The 18,155-nt window shown below is 36.4% G+C and carries 17 protein-coding genes; 8 read left to right on the top strand and 9 right to left on the bottom strand.

Annotated elements, in window-relative coordinates; translation table 11 throughout:
• Positions 1-2 precede the first annotated feature (2 nt).
• The 7 genes from DDF69_RS10995 to tssO all read right to left on the bottom strand — a co-directional run bounded on the left by DDF69_RS10995 (position 3) and on the right by tssO (position 8,783).
• Positions 3-1,349: a hypothetical protein gene (locus DDF69_RS10995; protein WP_228411966.1), complete on the bottom strand. Its 1,347-nt coding sequence runs from the start codon at positions 1,347-1,349 to the stop codon at positions 3-5.
• A gap of 62 nt (positions 1,350-1,411) precedes the next feature.
• Positions 1,412-3,343: a type VI secretion system Vgr family protein gene (locus DDF69_RS10990; RefSeq protein ID WP_114820824.1), complete on the bottom strand. Its 1,932-nt coding sequence runs from the start codon at positions 3,341-3,343 to the stop codon at positions 1,412-1,414.
• Between the two features lie 173 nt (positions 3,344-3,516).
• On the bottom strand, positions 3,517-3,924 hold the full coding sequence (tssD, locus tag DDF69_RS10985; RefSeq protein WP_034697144.1) for a type VI secretion system tube protein TssD: 408 nt from the start codon (positions 3,922-3,924) through the stop codon (positions 3,517-3,519).
• Between the two features lie 372 nt (positions 3,925-4,296).
• Complete coding sequence (gene tssR / locus DDF69_RS10980; RefSeq protein ID WP_114820823.1) at positions 4,297-6,702, bottom strand: type VI secretion system protein TssR domain-containing protein; 2,406 nt, start codon at positions 6,700-6,702, stop codon at positions 4,297-4,299.
• Positions 6,703-6,749: 47 nt separating this feature from the next.
• Positions 6,750-7,661 (bottom strand): PKD domain-containing protein, encoded by a 912-nt coding sequence (locus DDF69_RS10975; RefSeq protein ID WP_114820822.1) that lies wholly within the window; start codon positions 7,659-7,661, stop codon positions 6,750-6,752.
• 49 nt (positions 7,662-7,710) lie between these two features.
• Positions 7,711-8,235: a type VI secretion system transmembrane protein TssO gene (locus tag DDF69_RS10970; protein WP_034697149.1), complete on the bottom strand. Its 525-nt coding sequence runs from the start codon at positions 8,233-8,235 to the stop codon at positions 7,711-7,713.
• Between the two features lie 11 nt (positions 8,236-8,246).
• The gene (gene tssO, locus DDF69_RS10965; protein ID WP_105684437.1) at positions 8,247-8,783 is read right to left on the bottom strand and encodes a type VI secretion system TssO; all 537 of its coding nucleotides are present in this window, start codon (positions 8,781-8,783) and stop codon (positions 8,247-8,249) included.
• 180 nt (positions 8,784-8,963) lie between these two features.
• On the opposite strand from tssO, the gene DDF69_RS10960 reads away from it, so the two are divergent.
• The 8 genes from DDF69_RS10960 to DDF69_RS10925 all read left to right on the top strand — a co-directional run bounded on the left by DDF69_RS10960 (position 8,964) and on the right by DDF69_RS10925 (position 16,214).
• Positions 8,964-9,635, top strand: a complete 672-nt coding sequence (locus DDF69_RS10960) for a response regulator transcription factor (RefSeq protein ID WP_034697153.1) — start codon at positions 8,964-8,966, stop codon at positions 9,633-9,635.
• Between the two features lie 317 nt (positions 9,636-9,952).
• A complete protein-coding gene (locus tag DDF69_RS10955; RefSeq protein ID WP_002984212.1) occupies positions 9,953-10,243 on the top strand; it encodes an HU family DNA-binding protein in 291 nt (96 codons plus the stop codon).
• Between the two features lie 368 nt (positions 10,244-10,611).
• Positions 10,612-12,171: a ribonuclease E/G gene (locus tag DDF69_RS10950; RefSeq protein WP_114820821.1), complete on the top strand. Its 1,560-nt coding sequence runs from the start codon at positions 10,612-10,614 to the stop codon at positions 12,169-12,171.
• Between the two features lie 209 nt (positions 12,172-12,380).
• Positions 12,381-12,848, top strand: a complete 468-nt coding sequence (locus DDF69_RS10945) for an OsmC family protein (RefSeq protein ID WP_114820820.1) — start codon at positions 12,381-12,383, stop codon at positions 12,846-12,848.
• A 105-nt stretch (positions 12,849-12,953) separates the two neighbouring features.
• Positions 12,954-13,583 (top strand): NUDIX hydrolase, encoded by a 630-nt coding sequence (locus DDF69_RS10940; RefSeq protein WP_034697165.1) that lies wholly within the window; start codon positions 12,954-12,956, stop codon positions 13,581-13,583.
• Positions 13,584-13,610: 27 nt separating this feature from the next.
• Positions 13,611-14,417 carry a lysophospholipid acyltransferase family protein gene (locus DDF69_RS10935; RefSeq protein ID WP_114820819.1) on the top strand — a complete coding sequence of 269 codons (807 nt, stop codon included), beginning with the start codon at positions 13,611-13,613 and terminating at the stop codon, positions 14,415-14,417.
• 15 nt (positions 14,418-14,432) lie between these two features.
• Positions 14,433-14,870 (top strand): hypothetical protein, encoded by a 438-nt coding sequence (locus DDF69_RS10930; RefSeq protein WP_114820818.1) that lies wholly within the window; start codon positions 14,433-14,435, stop codon positions 14,868-14,870.
• 6 nt (positions 14,871-14,876) lie between these two features.
• The gene (locus tag DDF69_RS10925; RefSeq protein WP_114820817.1) at positions 14,877-16,214 is read left to right on the top strand and encodes a UDP-N-acetylmuramate--L-alanine ligase; all 1,338 of its coding nucleotides are present in this window, start codon (positions 14,877-14,879) and stop codon (positions 16,212-16,214) included.
• Positions 16,215-16,264: 50 nt separating this feature from the next.
• Here the strand turns inward: DDF69_RS10925 and DDF69_RS10920 are convergent, their stop codons facing one another.
• Together DDF69_RS10920 and DDF69_RS10915 are read right to left on the bottom strand one after the other, a co-directional pair.
• Positions 16,265-16,879 (bottom strand): hypothetical protein, encoded by a 615-nt coding sequence (locus DDF69_RS10920; protein WP_114820816.1) that lies wholly within the window; start codon positions 16,877-16,879, stop codon positions 16,265-16,267.
• 87 nt (positions 16,880-16,966) lie between these two features.
• Positions 16,967-18,025: an NAD(P)H-dependent flavin oxidoreductase gene (locus DDF69_RS10915; RefSeq protein WP_114820815.1), complete on the bottom strand. Its 1,059-nt coding sequence runs from the start codon at positions 18,023-18,025 to the stop codon at positions 16,967-16,969.
• Positions 18,026-18,155 lie beyond the last annotated feature (130 nt).

Here is an 18,155-nt window from a genome sequence, read left to right as displayed (position 1 = left end):
ATCTATTTGATTGAATTGTTAGCCTGTTTCCATTGCCAATAAAATAATGAACACCTGTTACTATTATTACCTGACCCTAAACGGTGAGAATAATCTAACAAATTGTCAGTCTTCGTAAATTCATATGTAAACAATGCATCAGAAGTTGTTTCTTTATTGGTAAAAGTATGAGGTAAATTCATAGCATGCAGAAATTCATGGGCTGCAGTTTGGTCATTTTTACTTTTAAATACTACAACATAATCAGCTCTGGGAGCTGAATACCCCGATACATGCCCTCCACCTGCATTATAACCGTCCTCTGCAAAATAGAAAGCTTTAAAATGCTTATTGTATTTACCCGGATATGCTTTCTCTAATTTATTTTTTAAATAACTATCTAATGACTTGCCTCCACTAGACTTATCAGAATCAATTTGGCTGCTCGTTATAAAATCATTGAAATCTTTTTCAGCAGTAAGGTCCAGTTCTACGATAATAGAAGAATCAGAAAGTTGTATATATGCTTGTTCCAGATATTGATTAATTCTTTTTTTTTCATCTGTTACACTTGGTACCCTTTCACCATCTCCTATTTTTATTTCAGGAGTTTTTATTTTGACAAATACAACATCCTTTTTCTTATGCTTTGTTACATCATTTGCCCAGACATTTATTTTTCCCACTATTGCTTCTATAGTTGTACCTTTTTCAGCCTTAAATGCCTTTAATTCTATTGTCTGATCTGTGGTAAATTCTTTAATACATTTAATAGTTACCTCAAAATCATCTAATGAAATTTTCTTCTTCCCCTTAATCTCAATTTTATCAGGAGTAAAACTAAAGTAATCAGATTTTGTAAACTCCAGATAATCTGCTTCATCTTTAATTTCTGCAAAGAAAGTAATTTTTGCTTCTTTATCTTTTTTCAGAGAAAGCCATGGAATATAATATTCTTCAGCTATTTCTTTTCCTGATTTATCTTTATAGGTTTTCCATGGGATGGAAAAGGGATTATACTCTTTTTTAAGGTTGTTAAACATAGCTTCATCAGCTTTAAAAGATCCATCATATTTATTAACATAGTTACTGTTAGAATTATCTACCTTTTTTGCATAAGTTGAATCAAAATATTGATAAGCAACTATATTTTTAAATGAATTATCATTAAAAAGTTTAGTATCAGCCAATCTTATCCAGTCAAAGCCAAACTCTCCTTTCCAGTTTTTGTTCGGTCTGAATTGTACAATCAATTGTATAAGCTGTTGTAGTGGTGGAGATTGCGGCGTATTATGACTCACTCCTTTAGCATTCCCCTTTTCAGAAATCCATTTCATGGCACGTGAAATAATACTCTCCTGAGAATACATATTATGATTTTCATGAGAGATTTTGTTGTAGGTGCCTTTTACAATTCTCGTTCTGCTCATAATTAATAGGCTTTAGATCTCTCTCCGCTGTTGTTCTGTACTTCTTGCTGGGCGTGTTTGTTGATGGAAGCATTGGAGGTAATGTTAATTTCCTTTTCTGAAATTTCATTTCTTTCCTTCTTTGTTTCGCTGTGTACATCTCCTTCAATAATTTCAGTAAGTTTACCCGTAATGAATGTACTTACATTTCCTATGACCGAAGTAAGTTTCATAGCGCCTACAGTCTCAGTATTATTTAGTCCGATACTATCAGACTTATTCATTCCCACCGTCGTCGTCATATTCTCTCCTACATTGATGTTCATATTCTTACAGTTCAGGGTCATAGTTTCCGGCGCCGTGATATTAATATTACTTCCGGTTGTATCCAGATGGATCTCATTTCCGCTTTTGTCTGTAATAATGATACTTTCATCTTCTGTGAAAACGATCCTGTGACCGCTTCGCGTTTGTATAGATTTTACCCGGTTGTCTGCTCCACCGCCAAGGCCTATTCCGCCATGGAACATTCCTCCCATCACAAACGGTCTGTCCGGATGACTGTGCACGAAATTAACCATTACCTGATCGCCTACCTCGGGAATGGCTACATAACCACGGTTTTGAGTAATCTGATCGGTTCCTCCTGCATCCGGGCTCATTACTCTTACAAAGTGAGTATTATCATTCATCTGCCAGTCGAATCTTACCTGAACTCTTCCCTGACCTTCCGGATCCGTATTGGAAATAACAGTTGCGATCTGTGGCTGAGCAGCCGGTACCGTAAATTCCGGTTTAGGCAGAAATCCCGTGTCTGCAGCAATAGATTCGAAAGTTCCGGTGTAATGACCAATTGTATCAATTTCATGGACAGCTTCTGTCACCATCACCTTTGTAAAATAGGAAGTTTCATTACTATCCTGTTTTCTCATATGAATATCTGCAATACATCCCGGATGTAAAAACGGAACGGTTGTAGATCCTGAAACTGAAAATACATTAACGGCCTCACTTCCTGATGTACTTCTTTGAGAATGCTCCACATCCAGATGCGTTGTTGCTTTGATAGGCGCAACCTGTAATGCCGGAGTTTTATATATTTTATCGTTATGATTGTATGCTGTACGGGCTAAATCACCCAAATGGTCAACCGGAGTTTCTCCTGAGGTCAGTTTTTCATTTTTACTGCTGTTATAGCCATAATACTGAGGTTTTGTATGAACCGCTTTTAGCTCTACTTTGATATTATCCGCATTGCTTCCATATAAAAGTTTTATAGGTTTATTCTGCGGAGGAAGCTTTCCGAAATGCAATACTTCACCATCGTAATAGAACTGTTCGCCATAAGCTTCAGCCATTCTCGCCAGATAATTGTAATGGGTTTCGTTATACTGGCTGCTGTAAATGATCTGAGAATAATCATTGGTATCAACCCTGATATCAAAACGCTCTTTATCTATTCCCTGTTGTATTACTTCTTTGGCTATGATTCCCATATTAACGGGTTGGCTGCCACCAAAACTCTGGATATGCGGAGCACCGTCCAGCAGGATCGTTGGGCTGTATCCGGAAAGCACAATATTTCCCAGACTCATTTTTTCCTGGCTGAATCCGACTTTGGTAATAATCCCAACGAAATTTCTTTCCGGGCTCTTCTCAATATCTTTGTAGGAAATAACAGCCGTAAGACGTTTTCCCAAAAATTTATTGGCTTCTTCAAGGGTATGGCTCTGCCTATCTCCTAAAGCATCGTGAGCAAGAATAAGATTGAATTCGTGGTGGTGACCCGCTTTTTGTTTAAGAGTGAAATGTTTATAGTACTTAATAATTTTACCTTCTACAACCAGTGATAATTTAACCAGCCGGTTGATCCCTGCGTGATGATTCTCGGATATCCCATCTGCATTCTGTGACGGACGGAAAGAAGATCCTTTGGTCTTTGATTCGGTTTTCATATGCTTTGTGTTTGTGTTGGGTATTAAAGATAACAAATTTATATAACAGACACTATATAAATATGTTATAGAATGAAATTTTCAGGTATAGTTTTTTTTATTCAGGCAAAAAAAGACCGTCTTAAATAGGGACAGTCTTTCTTCTTATGAATGTTGATAATGTGTGTCAGTATTTAGCTGGATGGCCATAGCCCAGCGTATTGAGAAGTACCGTAATCAATTGTCTCCGCACTGATTACGAAGCTGATCAGCATACTGTTGCTGTCGATGGCGTCGAAATCTACCTGGTGCTGGATTACGTATCCGTTCTGCCAGTTCAGCGTAATCAATGTTCCTTCTTCATGAGATTTGTTGAAAGTAATCTCTCCTACTGTCGGCTTGTATTTACCGTTTAGTAAGCTTTCAAGGATATCTGATTTTTCAGTAGCTTCTACTGTAACCTTGATTAATGCGTTAGAAGGATCTGATGCTACACGCCCTGAAACGTCTGTAGATCTGGAAACGCTGTAATTCATTTTTAACAGCTTCTGTCCTTCTCCATTATTGAATTTTAAGATTCCTCTTGAATTTCTTTCGGCCATGATTAGTAAATTTAATCGTTAGTAATATTTTGTGATTCGGTGATTGTTCAGCAAATATAGAGGCTCTTTTCCGCTAAAAAAAACTTTTCACTATAAATCTGAGATTTTGTAGTAGTTCTACGATTTCTTGTCGTAATTCTACGACAATGGATTTACGAACCCTAATATAACTACCATTAATACAGTATTTTAAATTATTTCTCTCTTTTTAGATAAAAGACAATTTTACACATTAAAGAGAAATAAACAGACTTTAGGGGTTAGAAGTTTAAGGTTTAAGGTTTAAAAAGTAATCAATATATTGCCTCGCTCTACAGCAGAAAAAAAGCAGAAGTAGATACTCCTGCTTTTGATATTATAAAAAAATGTTTTTTAATGCTTTGTGTATTCCGGTTGTTCGCTCGGAATTCTGGATGGAGTAAAGTACTCATTAAGCCAGTAGAAAGTCTGTCCGTTCTGCTGAATTTTTACAGCCGGGTTGTTTCTGTTGGCAAGCATTCTGTCTGCTAAGTTTTTATAGTGCTGGAAATAGTTTTTCACCGTTTCACCAGGAACAACTTTTGATTTTTTCCAGCCTTTCAGCTTATATTTAGCCATCAGTTCTTCTTCAGAAAGGTCAAACCCTGTACTCATTCCGATTGCATAAGACATTGGCAGCTCATAAAGTGCTCCTTTATCTAAGAATTTTATCGTAGGATTATACTTCTTCAGTAATTTAACATACTCTTTAATAGCTCTCCCCTGATTAAAGTCTGCACGATCCGCCTGGGTATTTCTGTAAACTTCTGTGTAGAACGCTTTTAAGTTATCATATTCCGATTCGGAAATAAGGATTCCCTTTTCTATTCCTGGCGTAAAATCTTTCAGATCTTTCGGGATATATCCTTTTACAAGGAATGGGCTTCCGTAGTTGATCAACTGTGCTGCAATTCCGGCAGAAACCGGATTGGTAAGTCCCGGGTACAGGTATTTATATTTTAAATCCACATCTGTTCTACCTGCTCCTACAGATGAATGGAAGTATTCGTTAAGAGACTTATCAATAGTCTGATTATCTAAAGTAACCTGGGCAATAAGGCTGTCAACTGATTTTTTCAGGAATCCCGGAGTGGTAATGTCTCCTTTCTTAGGGAAAATAACGAATCCCTGAGACATACTCTGTTTAGGATAAGCCAGAGAGAAGAATCCTGTATCTCCTTCTACAAGGCTGAAATTATTCTTGGTTAAAACATCATTTTGGTTGATGATCTTCTGCTTTTTAAGCTCAGCAATATTTTTGGCAGTATTGGTAACCACATTTTCTGCCATCAATACAAAATCATTGTAAGTATCGGATGATCTTGCACTGGTCTGGAACATGATTAATCTTGCCTGGGCCTGCGTTAATGAACTGATTACACTGTACATATTTCCGCTTTGGTTGGCAGAAGTTCCTACAGTAACAACGATATTGGTTTCATCAGGTACATTTGAAAGAAGGTTTCCTGCTGCAGTAAGAGCTTCTCCTACCGGCTGGTAGCCGCTATTGCTTGCACAGTTCATTTCATTTGTTTTCTGATCAATAAATGTGGTGATCTTGCTGTAATCTGTGCTTAAATTGGATACCGAAACATTATCTCCGCAAGGATTGTTCTTGTATAAAACCACACCATACTTAACATTGCTGAAATAAGAAGGTTTTTCAAATCTAAGCTGAAGATCCTGTAATAATGATTTTACAATAGGTGCATAAGGTGCATTGCCGGCACTTACATCCAATGCAAAGACAATATTGATATTCTTATCTTTTTCTGTGATTTCTCTGTAGCGGTCAAAATAGATGGGTTCCCCCAGAACATTGGATACAAAGTTCTTACTGTAATCTAAAATATTGGTGAAATATTTTGTCTTGGTATCCGGAGTCGGAGCTTCTTCTAAAGGAAGATTTACCGGAAAAATATTTTCCAGTTGTGTTCTCTTATTTACATCAGTAAGAAGGATGGCTGTTTTGTTGGCCGCATCTGATGCAGATCCTCCCGGATGTCCTTCATGAATTCCCAATGTTGTATCGTTAATACCTGTTGTATTTTTAAGTCTGATCGCAGAACGTTCTCCCCAGCTGGAGATCACGTTGGAGCTTACCCAGCCATAAAGCCCTTTGTTGATACTGTCCATATCAACAGATGGTTTTTTACCTACCAGGAAACGTTTGTTATTTTCGGCCATCTTGTACACATATACAATTTGTCCGTTAGGAATTTTCACGTTGGCTGTTTCAATAAGGCTTGGTGAATTAAACACCATAATAGAGTCGTTTTTGTAGTATCTTTCAGCATTTCTGATAACTTCGCTGTTGTTAGGTACTACGGCAACTCTTACAGGATAACCTGTTTTTTCGCTTTTTAAAGCATTATTCCAAAGAAGGAGGTCAGATTCCTGAATCCAGCCGTATGTTTTGACTGATTTTGGGGAAACTTTTTTCATTAAAGCATCCGGAACATATTCCGCTACTTTTACCATTCCGTCTCTATGTTTCAGAACCATTAAAGGTTCAAGGAATTTCACTTCTTTGTAAGACTTCTCATCATCTTTATCCAAATAAGCTGTATTTCTGGATCTGTCTGAAATAACAATCCATGGAACTGACTTTTTTGGATACCCGTTAACGACAGGTGAAGCATCCACCTGCCCATACTGTGAAGGCTCCGGGGTTTTCTTTGACGGCAGCTTTACCTGGCAACTCGTCAATAATACTGATAACCCTATATAATATGCTGCTAGAGGAAATTTATTTTTCATCCTATTTAATCTTTTTATGATTGGCACATCCGTAAGACCGGACGAAATTATTTGCTTTGATTAATATCTACTTTAGTTACACAGTTCTGCGTGTCATCCAGATTTACTTTTACTGTCTGGATCACCGTATTTTTGTCAAACTGAAGGCCTGCACAATACATGTAGAAATTATTGACTTTGCTGTCATTTACTTTTACAACAGTATTTTCATTGTTACACAGATACGTTTTCAACAGGTAATTGTAATGCATATTGAAGCTGTTTCCGTTAGCAATCTGCTGCAGGTGATATTTGAAATCACTATCTACTTTTGCATAAGAGTCTTCTACCGAAACTTCATCTTCTGCAAGAGCATCATAAGCCGGAAGAATTTTGATACGGTGATAGATAGGATCCTGGCTTTGTTCTGTGTAAAGAGTCACCAGATACTCTCCAGGTTTTTTATAGGAATAGATGGTAAATTTGTCCTTAGCATCTGTATTTCCGGACTCACCGAATTTCCATGCAAACTGTTTGGCATCAGAAACAGCACGGAAAGTCACATTTTCATTTTGCATTGCCTGGCTCACAGCTTCGATCGTTGTTTTTGCCATTGCAGTATCTTTTGGTTTCTGAACGCTTCTTGCGCCTACCATTACAGGGAAAGATTTCGTGTACTTGTTGTCAACGATCAAACTTACCTGATAGTACCCTGGTTTATTATAGAAGTGAATACCACTGTTTTTATCTGAAGTTGTCCCATCCCCGAAATTCCATCTTTTGGTTTTCGCAAACTGGGTTTTATCTTCGAATAAAAGTGTGTCTCCTACCGCCAGCGAAGACGGATAAACCACCCCAACAATATCATCGGCTGAATGTATTACCTTTTTCTGCAGCCACAGAGCAACCAATGCTGCGATCAGCAAAGTTGCAATAACACCGATAATAATGTTTTTCTTGTTCTTTTGAAAATAATTCATAGTTAGTAATTGTGATGTGTTTTATTTAAAATTCCTAGTATTTATTTGCTTACTGCATTCTTGCTTTCAGATCCTGTTCGCGCTGATAAAGCTTATTCTGCTTATCTTTGAATCCGATTCTGCATTCATCTACCTGTTTCTGGAAAATTTTAATATCTTCAGAGGTGGTTGAAATGACTTTTTTGTCATCAAAATACATTTTATAAAATTTTGCGATCTGTGGATAAGCATCTTTGCGGATATCCACAACGTCAGTACTGTTGAAATAGCTGTTAAGGTCGTTAACACCCAGCTGGATATTGTTTTCGATAAAAGGCTGCGGCCCGTCGTCCGTAAGTTTAGTGATCATGGTGTACGTACTGTCCATGATGGGAAGAACAACTTTCTGGTGTTGTTCAAATTCTGCTTTCTGCTCAAGATTCTGAATTCCTCTTACATCTTCGTCAGAAAAAGGAGATACAAATCCTTTTAAAAAGATCACTCCCAAAAATAACATTGCAGTTACCAGCATCAGTATCAAATAAAAAAACTGATAATGCCTTTCTTTCTTAGATAATGTGATTTGTCCTTGCATATCTTTTCTTTTTATCTTCTTCTTTTACTTCCGGTGAAATTTCTTGTAGGGTCTTTTCTCAGTTCATTGTTGGTTACCTTGATTTTGCCCATACATTCATCAAGGTCTCTTAAAACCGTTTTCTTCTGATACTCCACTTCAATGATCTTGGCTTTTAAAGTCATCATCGGTACAATCTGTTTCATCAGTACAGCATAATGTTTAAAGCTCTGTACACTGTCTTTACCCATAATGTTTTTGGCGTCTCTCACATTGTCCATGATACTGGTTCTGAGAAACACTTCATTCTCCACCTTATTAATGCTAAGCTGGTTCATTTTGTCGTAAATATCATCAATGTGATCCTTTAGCACGTCACTTCGAAGCATCAGTTCTTTATAGGCTTCGGCTTCACGGCTAATTCCTTCCCGCTGTATATCATAACTCTTAAAGAAGAGAAATAAGCAAGCAAAAGATACAACCGACAAAACGACAAATGACAGAATAAACTTCCAAATGCCCGTTCTTACGTCAGATTTGTTTAATTTTTTTTCCCTGTTAGAAGACATAATTTGCGATTTGTTTGGCCTGTGAAAATATAAAAAAAAATTTTTATGCACAATACGTAATTTCCCCCAGGTCCGTTTCGTGAAAACCCTGATTAAATTAATATTAATTTTCACTTTGATAAGTTTTTCATAAATTAGACCTCTAAATTTTAAATATCATTCGCCAAATCGATATTAAGAATGAGTAAAATATTATCTAATACCGTACGTTTTTCCATTGCAGACAGTGATTTTTATTTTAAAAAAATAATGATCAAAACCCTTATGGAAAATCCTTTCTATATGCTTCTGAATGATTGTAACAATGGGCATGAACTGGTAAACAGAATCTACAGAAGACAGGAAGATGTGTTCATTATTGAACTCTTCATGCCGGTATTAAGTGGGATTGAAGCCATTAAGTACATCAGAAAAAACAATACAGAAACCCCTATCATCACCTATTCCGGCACCTATCAGGAAGATATGGCCGAGATCCTTTCCAAGATTCCCAATATCTATTACTGTCAGAAAAAAAGTACCATTATAAAGGATATTATCAAAGGAAGCATTGCTTCTGAAGACTTTGATTATCAGGCTTATTCCAAAGAATGGGAACAGCAGCCACTTGCCGTACAGGAGTATATGGACAGGCAGAAAAAAGGGCAGGAAGAGCTTTCACCGGCAGAAATACAGCTTATGAGATTCTGTTATGAAGGATTCAGCAATAAAGAAATTGCTGAAAAGCTCAATCTGAGCACCAGAACCATAGATACTTACATCAACAGACTAACAGAAAAACTGGGTTTAAAAACCAAGCTTCACCTTATTCGTTTTTGTGTAGAAAACGGATACTATAACTCCAGTTTATAAAAAATTTTGATTCATTTAAAAAAATCAATTCCTTGAGATGGATGGGGACAGATAAGAGGGTTTCAAAATGTAATGCTCAAGATTATAAAGCGCTGTAAAGCCTGCTGCAACAAGGATTCATTACATTTTATTCATCAAATTTTTGTACCTTTATCCGGCTGTATTATTTTATTGTTAAATTATCATTACCCCTGCTTAATATAGTGTATACATAAAAAGTCCAACTCTTTGAATAAAAATATTTTGCCACTAATTTGCTAGTATTCAATTTTTTTAACTAAATTTGCACACCTAAAATTTAAAATTAAAATAAGGAAATGACAAAGGCAGAATTGGTAAACACCATCTCAAATAAGTTGGGAACAGAAAAGAATGAAACACAGAAAGTTGTAGAAGCTTTTATGCAGGAGATCAGAACTTCTATGTATAATGGGGATAACGTTTATCTAAGAGGTTTTGGATCTTTTATCATTAAAACAAGAGCTGCTAAAACAGGAAGAAATATTTCTAAAAACACTGCAATTGAGATTCCTGCTCATAACATTCCTGCTTTCAAACCTTCAAAATCTTTTGTTGAGAAAGTAAAAACTAAAGTTGCAGTAAAATAAGAACATTAACTGAATATTAACTAGTTACTAAAAAATTAAAATTATGCCAAGCGGAAAGAAAAGAAAAAGACACAAGGTTGCTACTCACAAAAGAAAGAAAAGAAGAAGAGCAAACAGACATAAGAAAAAATAATCTCTTTTTCTCGAGATTTACAATATAATAATATAGTTGGTGGATTTAAATTTTTAAAGTTCACTAACTATATTTTTGTTTGCAACTATAAGATTCCGCGGAAAACGGAGGGTTTCAAATATTATTTTAATAAACATATAATGGTTTTCATTCAAAATCCTTATATTTAATAGATGAATTAATCGATAAAAAACATCCACTTCCTATAATCTTAACAATTTTATCTTATTAAAAAATGAAGAAAGAACTAATAGTTTCGCATGAAGATGATCTTACAAAGATTGCGCTGCTGGAAGACGGAAGACTATGTGAACTTCATGAGCAAGAAGACAAAAGCGATTTTATAGTTGGAGATCTGTTTATAGGAAAAGTAAAAAAACTGGCACCCAATCTGAATGCAGCATTCGTCAATATCGGATATGACAAAGATGCATTTCTGCATTACCAGGATCTGGGACCGCAGTATCTTACATACAGAAAGTTTTTAAAAGATACTATTTCTAAAAAACAAAGCACTTCGAGCTTAAAGAATTTCGAGATACAACCCGAAATAGACAAAAACGGAACGGTAGACAAAGTAATTGCCAAGGACGATGTAGTTCTCTTACAAATTACGAAAGAACCTATTTCTACCAAAGGCCCTAGAATTTCTACCCAGATTTCATTAACAGGACGTTTCCTGGTTTTAATTCCTTTTGACAATAAAGTTTCTATTTCCAAAAAGATCAGAAGCTCTGAGGAAAAAGAAAGACTGAGAACTCTGATCGACAGCATTAAGCCTGAAGGATTCGGAGTGATTATCAGAACGGTAGCAGAAGGAAAAAAAGTAGCGGACCTGCATAATGACATGAATCAGCTGGTTCAGAAGTGGGAAAGCACTTTCAAAAACATCCAGAGAAATAAAGTTCCGTCCAAAGTTTTAAGCGAAGAAGACAAAGCTTCAGCTATTTTAAGAGACAATTTTAATCAGGACTTCGTGAATATCATCTGCGACGACGAGCAAATGGTCAACGAAATGAAAAATTACATTGAAGTAATTGCTCCTGAAAAGAAAAACATTGTCCAGTTTTATGATTCTCATATTCCCCTTCTGGAATATTACAATGTTGAAAAACAGCTTAAACAGAGCTTCGGAAAACACGTCAACATTCCGAGTTCCAAAGGAGCCTATCTTGTTATTGAACACACAGAAGCACTTCACGTAGTAGATGTCAACTCCGGAAACAATATTACTACCGGAACTGCTGTCAACAAAGAGCACGCACTGAAAGTGAACAAAATGGCCGCTACAGAAATCGCAAGACAACTTCGCCTCCGCGATATGGGAGGTATCATCGTTATCGATTTCATAGATATGCCGAATTCTGATCACCGAAGAGATCTTTACGAGCATCTGAAAGAGGAAATGAAGCGCGACAAGGCTCGCCACAAAATCCTTCCTCCAAGTAAATTTGGTCTGATCCAGATCACCAGACAGAGAAACCGTCCGGAAAAACAGATCGACACCAAAGAAGAAAACCCGAACAAAGACGGAGAAATTGTAGCTCCTATTGTTATCGTGGAAAGAATGGGTGAAACTTTAAGAAACATCCTGCAGAAAGAAAAAGGAAAAGTCTACCTGCATGTACACCCATTTGTGGAAGCCTACCTTACAAAAGGCATTAAAAGTATCCAGATGAAATGGTTTATCAAATACAAAAAATGGGTAACCATTGTTCCAAGAGATTCTTTTAAATATTTAGAATACAAAATCTACAATGCCAAAAAAGAAGAATTGATAGAATTCTCTAATTAAAAAATTTAAAACCTTCAGTTGTACTGGAGGTTTTTTTATTATCTTTCTTGCTATAAGTTTCGGCTAAAGCCAATGGATGTTTTTTGTTTATTTAGGCTGGGCTAAAGCCCACCCCTATTGAATTTTAACGACAACATCTTTTATCTTTTATCTTTTATCTTTTATCTTTTATCTTTTATCTTTTATCTTTTATCTTTTATCTTTAAAATATGAAAAATCACCATTACAAAATTACCGTTCAGTGGACAGGAAACCAGGGAACAGGAACCAGCAGTTACAGAGATTATGAAAGAAGTCATACTATTTCTGCAGAAAATAAAGTTGTGATTGAAGGATCATCAGATCCTGCATTCCGCGGTGATAAAGCAAAATATAATCCCGAAGAAATGTTTTTATCTTCACTTTCCTCCTGTCATATGCTTTGGTATCTTCATTTCTGTTCAGAAGCAGGCATTATTGTTACAGACTATACTGATGAAGCAACAGGAATTATGGAAGAAACAGCCAGTGGAAGCGGACATTTTACAGAAGTAACTCTGCATCCTACTGTAACTGTCGCTGAAGAATCTATGAAAGAAAAAGCAGAACAGCTCCATCATAAAGCCAATGAATTTTGTTTCATTGCCAATTCTGTTAATTTTCAGGTAAAGCATATCCCTGTTATTTTAGTTCAATAACCTCCCTGTCAGATTAAGGGTTGAGAGCTTTTAATCCTGCTATTTTCATAGGTTAATTAATGTTAAGGCATTTATTTCTTCAAGATATATTGCTAAATTTGAGCTATGGAAAATTTTGGAAAAGATTTATTGAGAAAAATAAAAAGCGTAGAACTTCCCGGTGAACACGCACATGGAGTATTTTCACCTCCCTACCGCCCTGTTTTTACGTATGATGAAGTATTGTCAAAGAATCCCAAATTTGCGGCTGTCAATATTGTTTTATACCTGAAAGATAACGAGTGGTATTTTCCATTGATTCAAAGAACGATTAATGAGCACGACAGACACAGCGGGCAGATATCACTGCCTGGAGGAAAGCGTGAGGAAATGGACAGGGATTTTGCTGAAACTGCAGTTCGGGAAACCTCTGAAGAAATCGGAATCGATAAACATTATGTAAGGATTATCAGAGAAATGTCTCCTATTTATATTCCGCCAAGCAATTTTTATGTATACCCCTATATCTCTTATACTAAAAAGAATCCGGCCTTTGTTCTTCAGCAGACAGAAGCTGTGGAAACCATAGAGTTTCCTATCACCTCCTTTTTAAATCTGTCGGACACCCCGGAAATTATGGCTCTGCCAAGTGCGGGCGGACATGATGTTCCTGTCATTAATTTCAACGGATACATCATCTGGGGAGCTACAGCGATGATATTAAGTGAATTCAGTCAGTTGCTGAAAAAAATGTAACTTTGCACTACCGTGTTTAATTGAGAGATGGCGAAGAAAAATATTTTCACCGATGCATTCGGAACTCCTTATTTTTTGAAAAGGTTTATTATTTTTATTTTAGGTATTGTTTCTTACAGAAGATTCAATGGCTTTAATAAGTTAAAAATAACCGGTACAGAGCACCTTGTGGATCTTCCGGACTCTAACGTACTTTTTGTATCCAACCATCAGACGTATTTTGCGGATGTGGCAGCAATGTACCATGCCTTCTGTGCTGTAAACAACGGATATTTAGATACGATAAAAAACCCGATCTATCTGCTGAACCCAAAGATTGATTTTTATTATGTAGCAGCTGAAGAAACCATGAACAAAGGTATTCTTCCTAAAATTTTTAAAATTGCAGGTGCTGTAACTGTAAAAAGAACCTGGAGAGCTGAAGGAAAAAATGTCAACAGAATGGTAGATATGAGCGAGGTTGATAATATTATGAAAGCATTGGACAATGGCTGGGTAGCTACTTTCCCTCAAGGAACTACATCGGCTTTTGCACAGGGGCGAAGAGGAACAGCCAAACTGGTGAAAAATCAGCGTCCTATTGTGATTCCAATCAAAATAAACGGATTCAGAAGAGCTTTTGATAAAAAAGGACTCCGTGTGAAGGTAACCGGTGTGAAGCCTACGATGGAATTCAAAGCTCCTTTGGATATTGATTATGATAATGAAAAAGCACCGGAAATTTTATTGAAAATCATGACTGCCATAGAGCAGACAGAAGATTTCAATGTATTACACAGTTATGATGAAGAACTTAAAGCTAAAAAATTAGAACAAAAGGACTCAAATAATTAAAGTAAATTAAAAATTATGAACAAAATACTTGGAATCTTATTCGCAATCATAGTATTAGTTTCATGCAACAGCCAAAAGATTTATTCGGATTTTGATATCAGCTATTCGAAAAGCGGAGGCTATGCTCCTGTTTATGAAAATCTCCTGATCAAAGGGAATATTGTACACTATTCTTTTGAAGGACAGGGTAAGAAATACAAACAGGATTTTAAGATTTCTGATGAAGATTTAAAGAAACTGGATCAGGTTCTTTCTCAGAATAATTTCAGAAGAATACAGGAAGACCGTAAAAAACTGTACGATAATATTTCAACTTCCATCAACGTTAAGAAAGGACCTAATGAAGGCAGTAAAACTGATGCAAGTATGATTATTCCGAACTATCAGACCAACTGGAACAATATTCTTGAAGCTTTCCAGCAGATCATTAATACTAATGTTAAAAAACAGTAAATACAATTGAAAACCCACTTCATTGCTATTGGCGGAAGCGCCATGCATAATCTCGCCATCGCATTAAAAGACAAAGGATATCAGGTGACAGGTTCTGATGACGCTATTTTTGAGCCTTCAAAATCCCGGTTGGAAAAGAAAGGAATTCTGCCTCATGAAATGGGCTGGTTCCCGGAAAAGATCACTCCGGATATTGATGCTGTCATTCTTGGGATGCATGCACATCAGGATAATCCTGAGCTGGCAAGAGCAAAAGAACTGGGCCTGAAAATATATTCTTATCCTGAATTCCTGTACGAACAGTCTAAAAATAAAACCAGAGTTGTTATTGCAGGATCACATGGTAAAACTACCATTACTTCAATGATTCTTCATGTACTGAATTTTCATCAGAAAGATGTGGATTTTATGGTAGGTGCACAGCTTGAAGGCTTCGACTGTATGGTAAAACTGACTCAGGATAATGATTTCATGGTGTTGGAAGGTGACGAATATCTTTCTTCTCCTATTGATCTTCGGTCGAAATTTTTACTGTATCAGCCTAATATCGCTTTAATGAGCGGTATTGCGTGGGATCATATCAATGTATTCAAAACATTTGATGATTATATCGAGCAGTTCAGAAAGTTTGTAGCAAGCATTACAGCAGGCGGAGTTCTTGTGTATAATGAAGAAGATCCGGAAGTGGTGAAGGTAGTGGAAAATGCAGAGAATTATTTCAGAAAGATCCCTTACAAAACTCCTGAATACGAAATCAATAACGGTAAAGTGTATTTAAAAACCGAAATGGGAGATGTTCCTCTTTCTGTTTTTGGAGCCCACAACCTGTTGAACCTTGAGGGTGCAAGACATATCTGCCAGCAGCTTGGCATTATGGACGAAGATTTCTATGAGGCGATCATGAGCTTCAAAGGAGCATCCAAGCGTCTTGAGAAAGTAGAAAGAGAAGATAAAGGAACGCTTTACAAAGATTTTGCCCATGCACCAAGTAAGGTGAAAGCAGCTGTGAAAGCCTTCGCAGAGCAATTTAAAAAGGATAAGAAATACGGATTTTTGGAACTTCATACCTATTCCAGCTTAAACCCTGCTTTTCTTGAACAATATGATCACGCCATGGACGGTCTGGAAGAAGCTATTGTTTTCTACTCTGAAGATGCTCTGAAGATCAAGAGAATGGAACCCATATCTCCTGAGTTTATTAAAGAAAAATTCAAGAATGAGAAGCTGAAGGTTTTCACCAATGCTGAAGATCTGCATGCCTACTGGAATACATTGGATAAAACGGATGGCGTTTATCTCATGATGAGTTCCGGAAATTTTGGCGGTTTAGACTTAACAAAATAAATAAAAAGCTTCAGAAATTCAATCTGAAGCTTTTTTATTATGAATACGCTCTAATTATCACTCAATTTTTTGTTATTCGTCAGTTCGATACTTTTTATGGAACCTATCGGTGCTATTTTTATCGTTTTATTTCCTTTGGCAAGATAAATATAATACATACTGTTGGATCCTATGAGATGTACCTGGTCAAAGCTTTCATCACCATAGTTTAACTTATAGTCATATTTAAGCTTATTCTCCTTGATCTTCCTCGTAAGCCCGAGACCTTCTCCCCATCCTATTCCTACAAAGAAAGACAGTAACATCATGGCCAGAAATCTCACAAACATATTGGTAAAATGATTTTCTATAGCCTCCTTACTCATGTTTTCATGTTCTTTGAGAGATGCCATTTGTAATGCCCAACTTTTATTTTTATTGGCTTGTTTTGATAAAAAAGAGGGAAAAGCAAATGAAAATACTACAACCCCAATCAGGGCAATCAATATAATGGGATGAGCTGTTAAAGTAGCAATCGGACTTATCAGAATGTCCATGATTGTTGAATACTTGAGAATATTGATATTGATCTGATAGTAGAATACACTTTCTTTTAGTATTCCCATGATAACGAGAAAAAGATATCCGAATGGAAGCGATCTCTGAATTCCTTCTGAATATTTCATTTATGGTTTTAGTTTTATATTTTGGTCAGGTCAAGAATATTGATGTACGAAAATATAAAATTATCATCAAATTAAAACATACAGTTTTTATCTTTCACATGCTTCGATCAGTTTTTTCAAAATGTCTTCAGTAGAAAGTTCGCTGTACTGATGGATAGACTGCCCTACCCAGATTCCTACAAATTCCGGATTTTGCAAAGATTTTGCTGCTTTACGAAGAGCATTGGTCAGCTTATTCTGATAAGGATAAGGTAGAATATATTCTGAATTTTCTATTGTTTCTATAAATTGGTTTCTCACTCCTCTGGCATACCTTCCGGAGAAACTCTTCGTTAAAACAATTTCATCTTCTGTTACTTTTTTCAATCGTTCTTTTTCAAAAGGCAAAAGAGCACTTTCCTGAGATGCCAGTAAAAGATTACCCACCTGAAATCCCTGTGCGCCTAAATCTTTCACAGCCTTTAAGGTCCTTGCTTCATAAATTCCCCCTGCATAGATCAAAGGAACATTTACCTGATCATAGATCTGTGACAGCAAAGACAACCCTCCAATCTGAGGAATATGTTCAGCCTCAAAACTTCCCCTGTGCCCTCCAGCTTCAATTCCCTGAACACAAATAATATCAATACCGGAATTTTCAAGCAATAAAGCTTCCTTTACAGAAGTACATGTTCCGATAAGGGTGACACCTTTTTCCTTTAATTTCCGGATACTCTGATCATCAAGATTTCCGAAAGTAAAGCTTACAATTTTACAGTTTTCTTCAATAATCGCATCCACTTGTTCATGATAGCCATTTATATTGATTGTTTCAAGGTCCGGAAGATAAACTTCTATCCCATTTTCTTTTGCCAGCTGTTCTATAAACTGCTTGGTTTTACTATATTTTTCTTTTAAAGCATCAGTCACTTCAGGAATGTGATGAACAAATATATTCGCAGCAAAGGGTTTATCAGTCAGCGTCTTCATTTCTCTGATCAATTCCACAGACTGATCTGCAGAAAGATCGGCCAGTGCAAGCGATCCCAGACAATCTGCTTTTGCAGCTGCAACAGCCATCTCTACGGTGCTCACTCCAAACATCGGAGCCTGAATAAGGGGATATCGTATCCCTAGTTTTTTACTGATGGTATCCGGCCAGAACATAAAAAATCATTTTAATTAAAAAGGTACAAAAAATAGGAATACTTCATTTTCAACGGGATATGATATTCCTCACCTGAATAAAAATACAATTCCCACAGATCTCATAGAAACACAGATTGAAACCTGTGAA

The sequence above is a fragment of the Chryseobacterium sp. KLBC 52 genome (assembly GCF_003347605.1).
GTDB lineage: Bacteria > Bacteroidota > Bacteroidia > Flavobacteriales > Weeksellaceae > Chryseobacterium.
Note: the sequence above shows the minus strand (reverse complement) of the source record. Positions and strands in the feature narration are given on the sequence as shown.

Coding starts and splice junctions, on each gene's coding strand:
- DDF69_RS10995 (WP_228411966.1), bottom strand. CDS start 1,349: ATGTATTCTCAGGAGAGTATTATTTCACGTGCCATGAAATGGATTTCT.
- DDF69_RS10990 (WP_114820824.1), bottom strand. CDS start 3,343: ATGAAAACCGAATCAAAGACCAAAGGATCTTCTTTCCGTCCGTCACAG.
- tssD (WP_034697144.1), bottom strand. CDS start 3,924: ATGGCCGAAAGAAATTCAAGAGGAATCTTAAAATTCAATAATGGAGAA.
- tssR (WP_114820823.1), bottom strand. CDS start 6,702: ATGAAAAATAAATTTCCTCTAGCAGCATATTATATAGGGTTATCAGTA.
- DDF69_RS10975 (WP_114820822.1), bottom strand. CDS start 7,661: ATGAATTATTTTCAAAAGAACAAGAAAAACATTATTATCGGTGTTATT.
- DDF69_RS10970 (WP_034697149.1), bottom strand. CDS start 8,235: ATGCAAGGACAAATCACATTATCTAAGAAAGAAAGGCATTATCAGTTT.
- tssO (WP_105684437.1), bottom strand. CDS start 8,783: ATGTCTTCTAACAGGGAAAAAAAATTAAACAAATCTGACGTAAGAACG.
- DDF69_RS10960 (WP_034697153.1), top strand. CDS start 8,964: ATGAGTAAAATATTATCTAATACCGTACGTTTTTCCATTGCAGACAGT.
- DDF69_RS10955 (WP_002984212.1), top strand. CDS start 9,953: ATGACAAAGGCAGAATTGGTAAACACCATCTCAAATAAGTTGGGAACA.
- DDF69_RS10950 (WP_114820821.1), top strand. CDS start 10,612: ATGAAGAAAGAACTAATAGTTTCGCATGAAGATGATCTTACAAAGATT.
- DDF69_RS10945 (WP_114820820.1), top strand. CDS start 12,381: ATGAAAAATCACCATTACAAAATTACCGTTCAGTGGACAGGAAACCAG.
- DDF69_RS10940 (WP_034697165.1), top strand. CDS start 12,954: ATGGAAAATTTTGGAAAAGATTTATTGAGAAAAATAAAAAGCGTAGAA.
- DDF69_RS10935 (WP_114820819.1), top strand. CDS start 13,611: ATGGCGAAGAAAAATATTTTCACCGATGCATTCGGAACTCCTTATTTT.
- DDF69_RS10930 (WP_114820818.1), top strand. CDS start 14,433: ATGAACAAAATACTTGGAATCTTATTCGCAATCATAGTATTAGTTTCA.
- DDF69_RS10920 (WP_114820816.1), bottom strand. CDS start 16,879: ATGAAATATTCAGAAGGAATTCAGAGATCGCTTCCATTCGGATATCTT.
- DDF69_RS10915 (WP_114820815.1), bottom strand. CDS start 18,025: ATGTTCTGGCCGGATACCATCAGTAAAAAACTAGGGATACGATATCCC.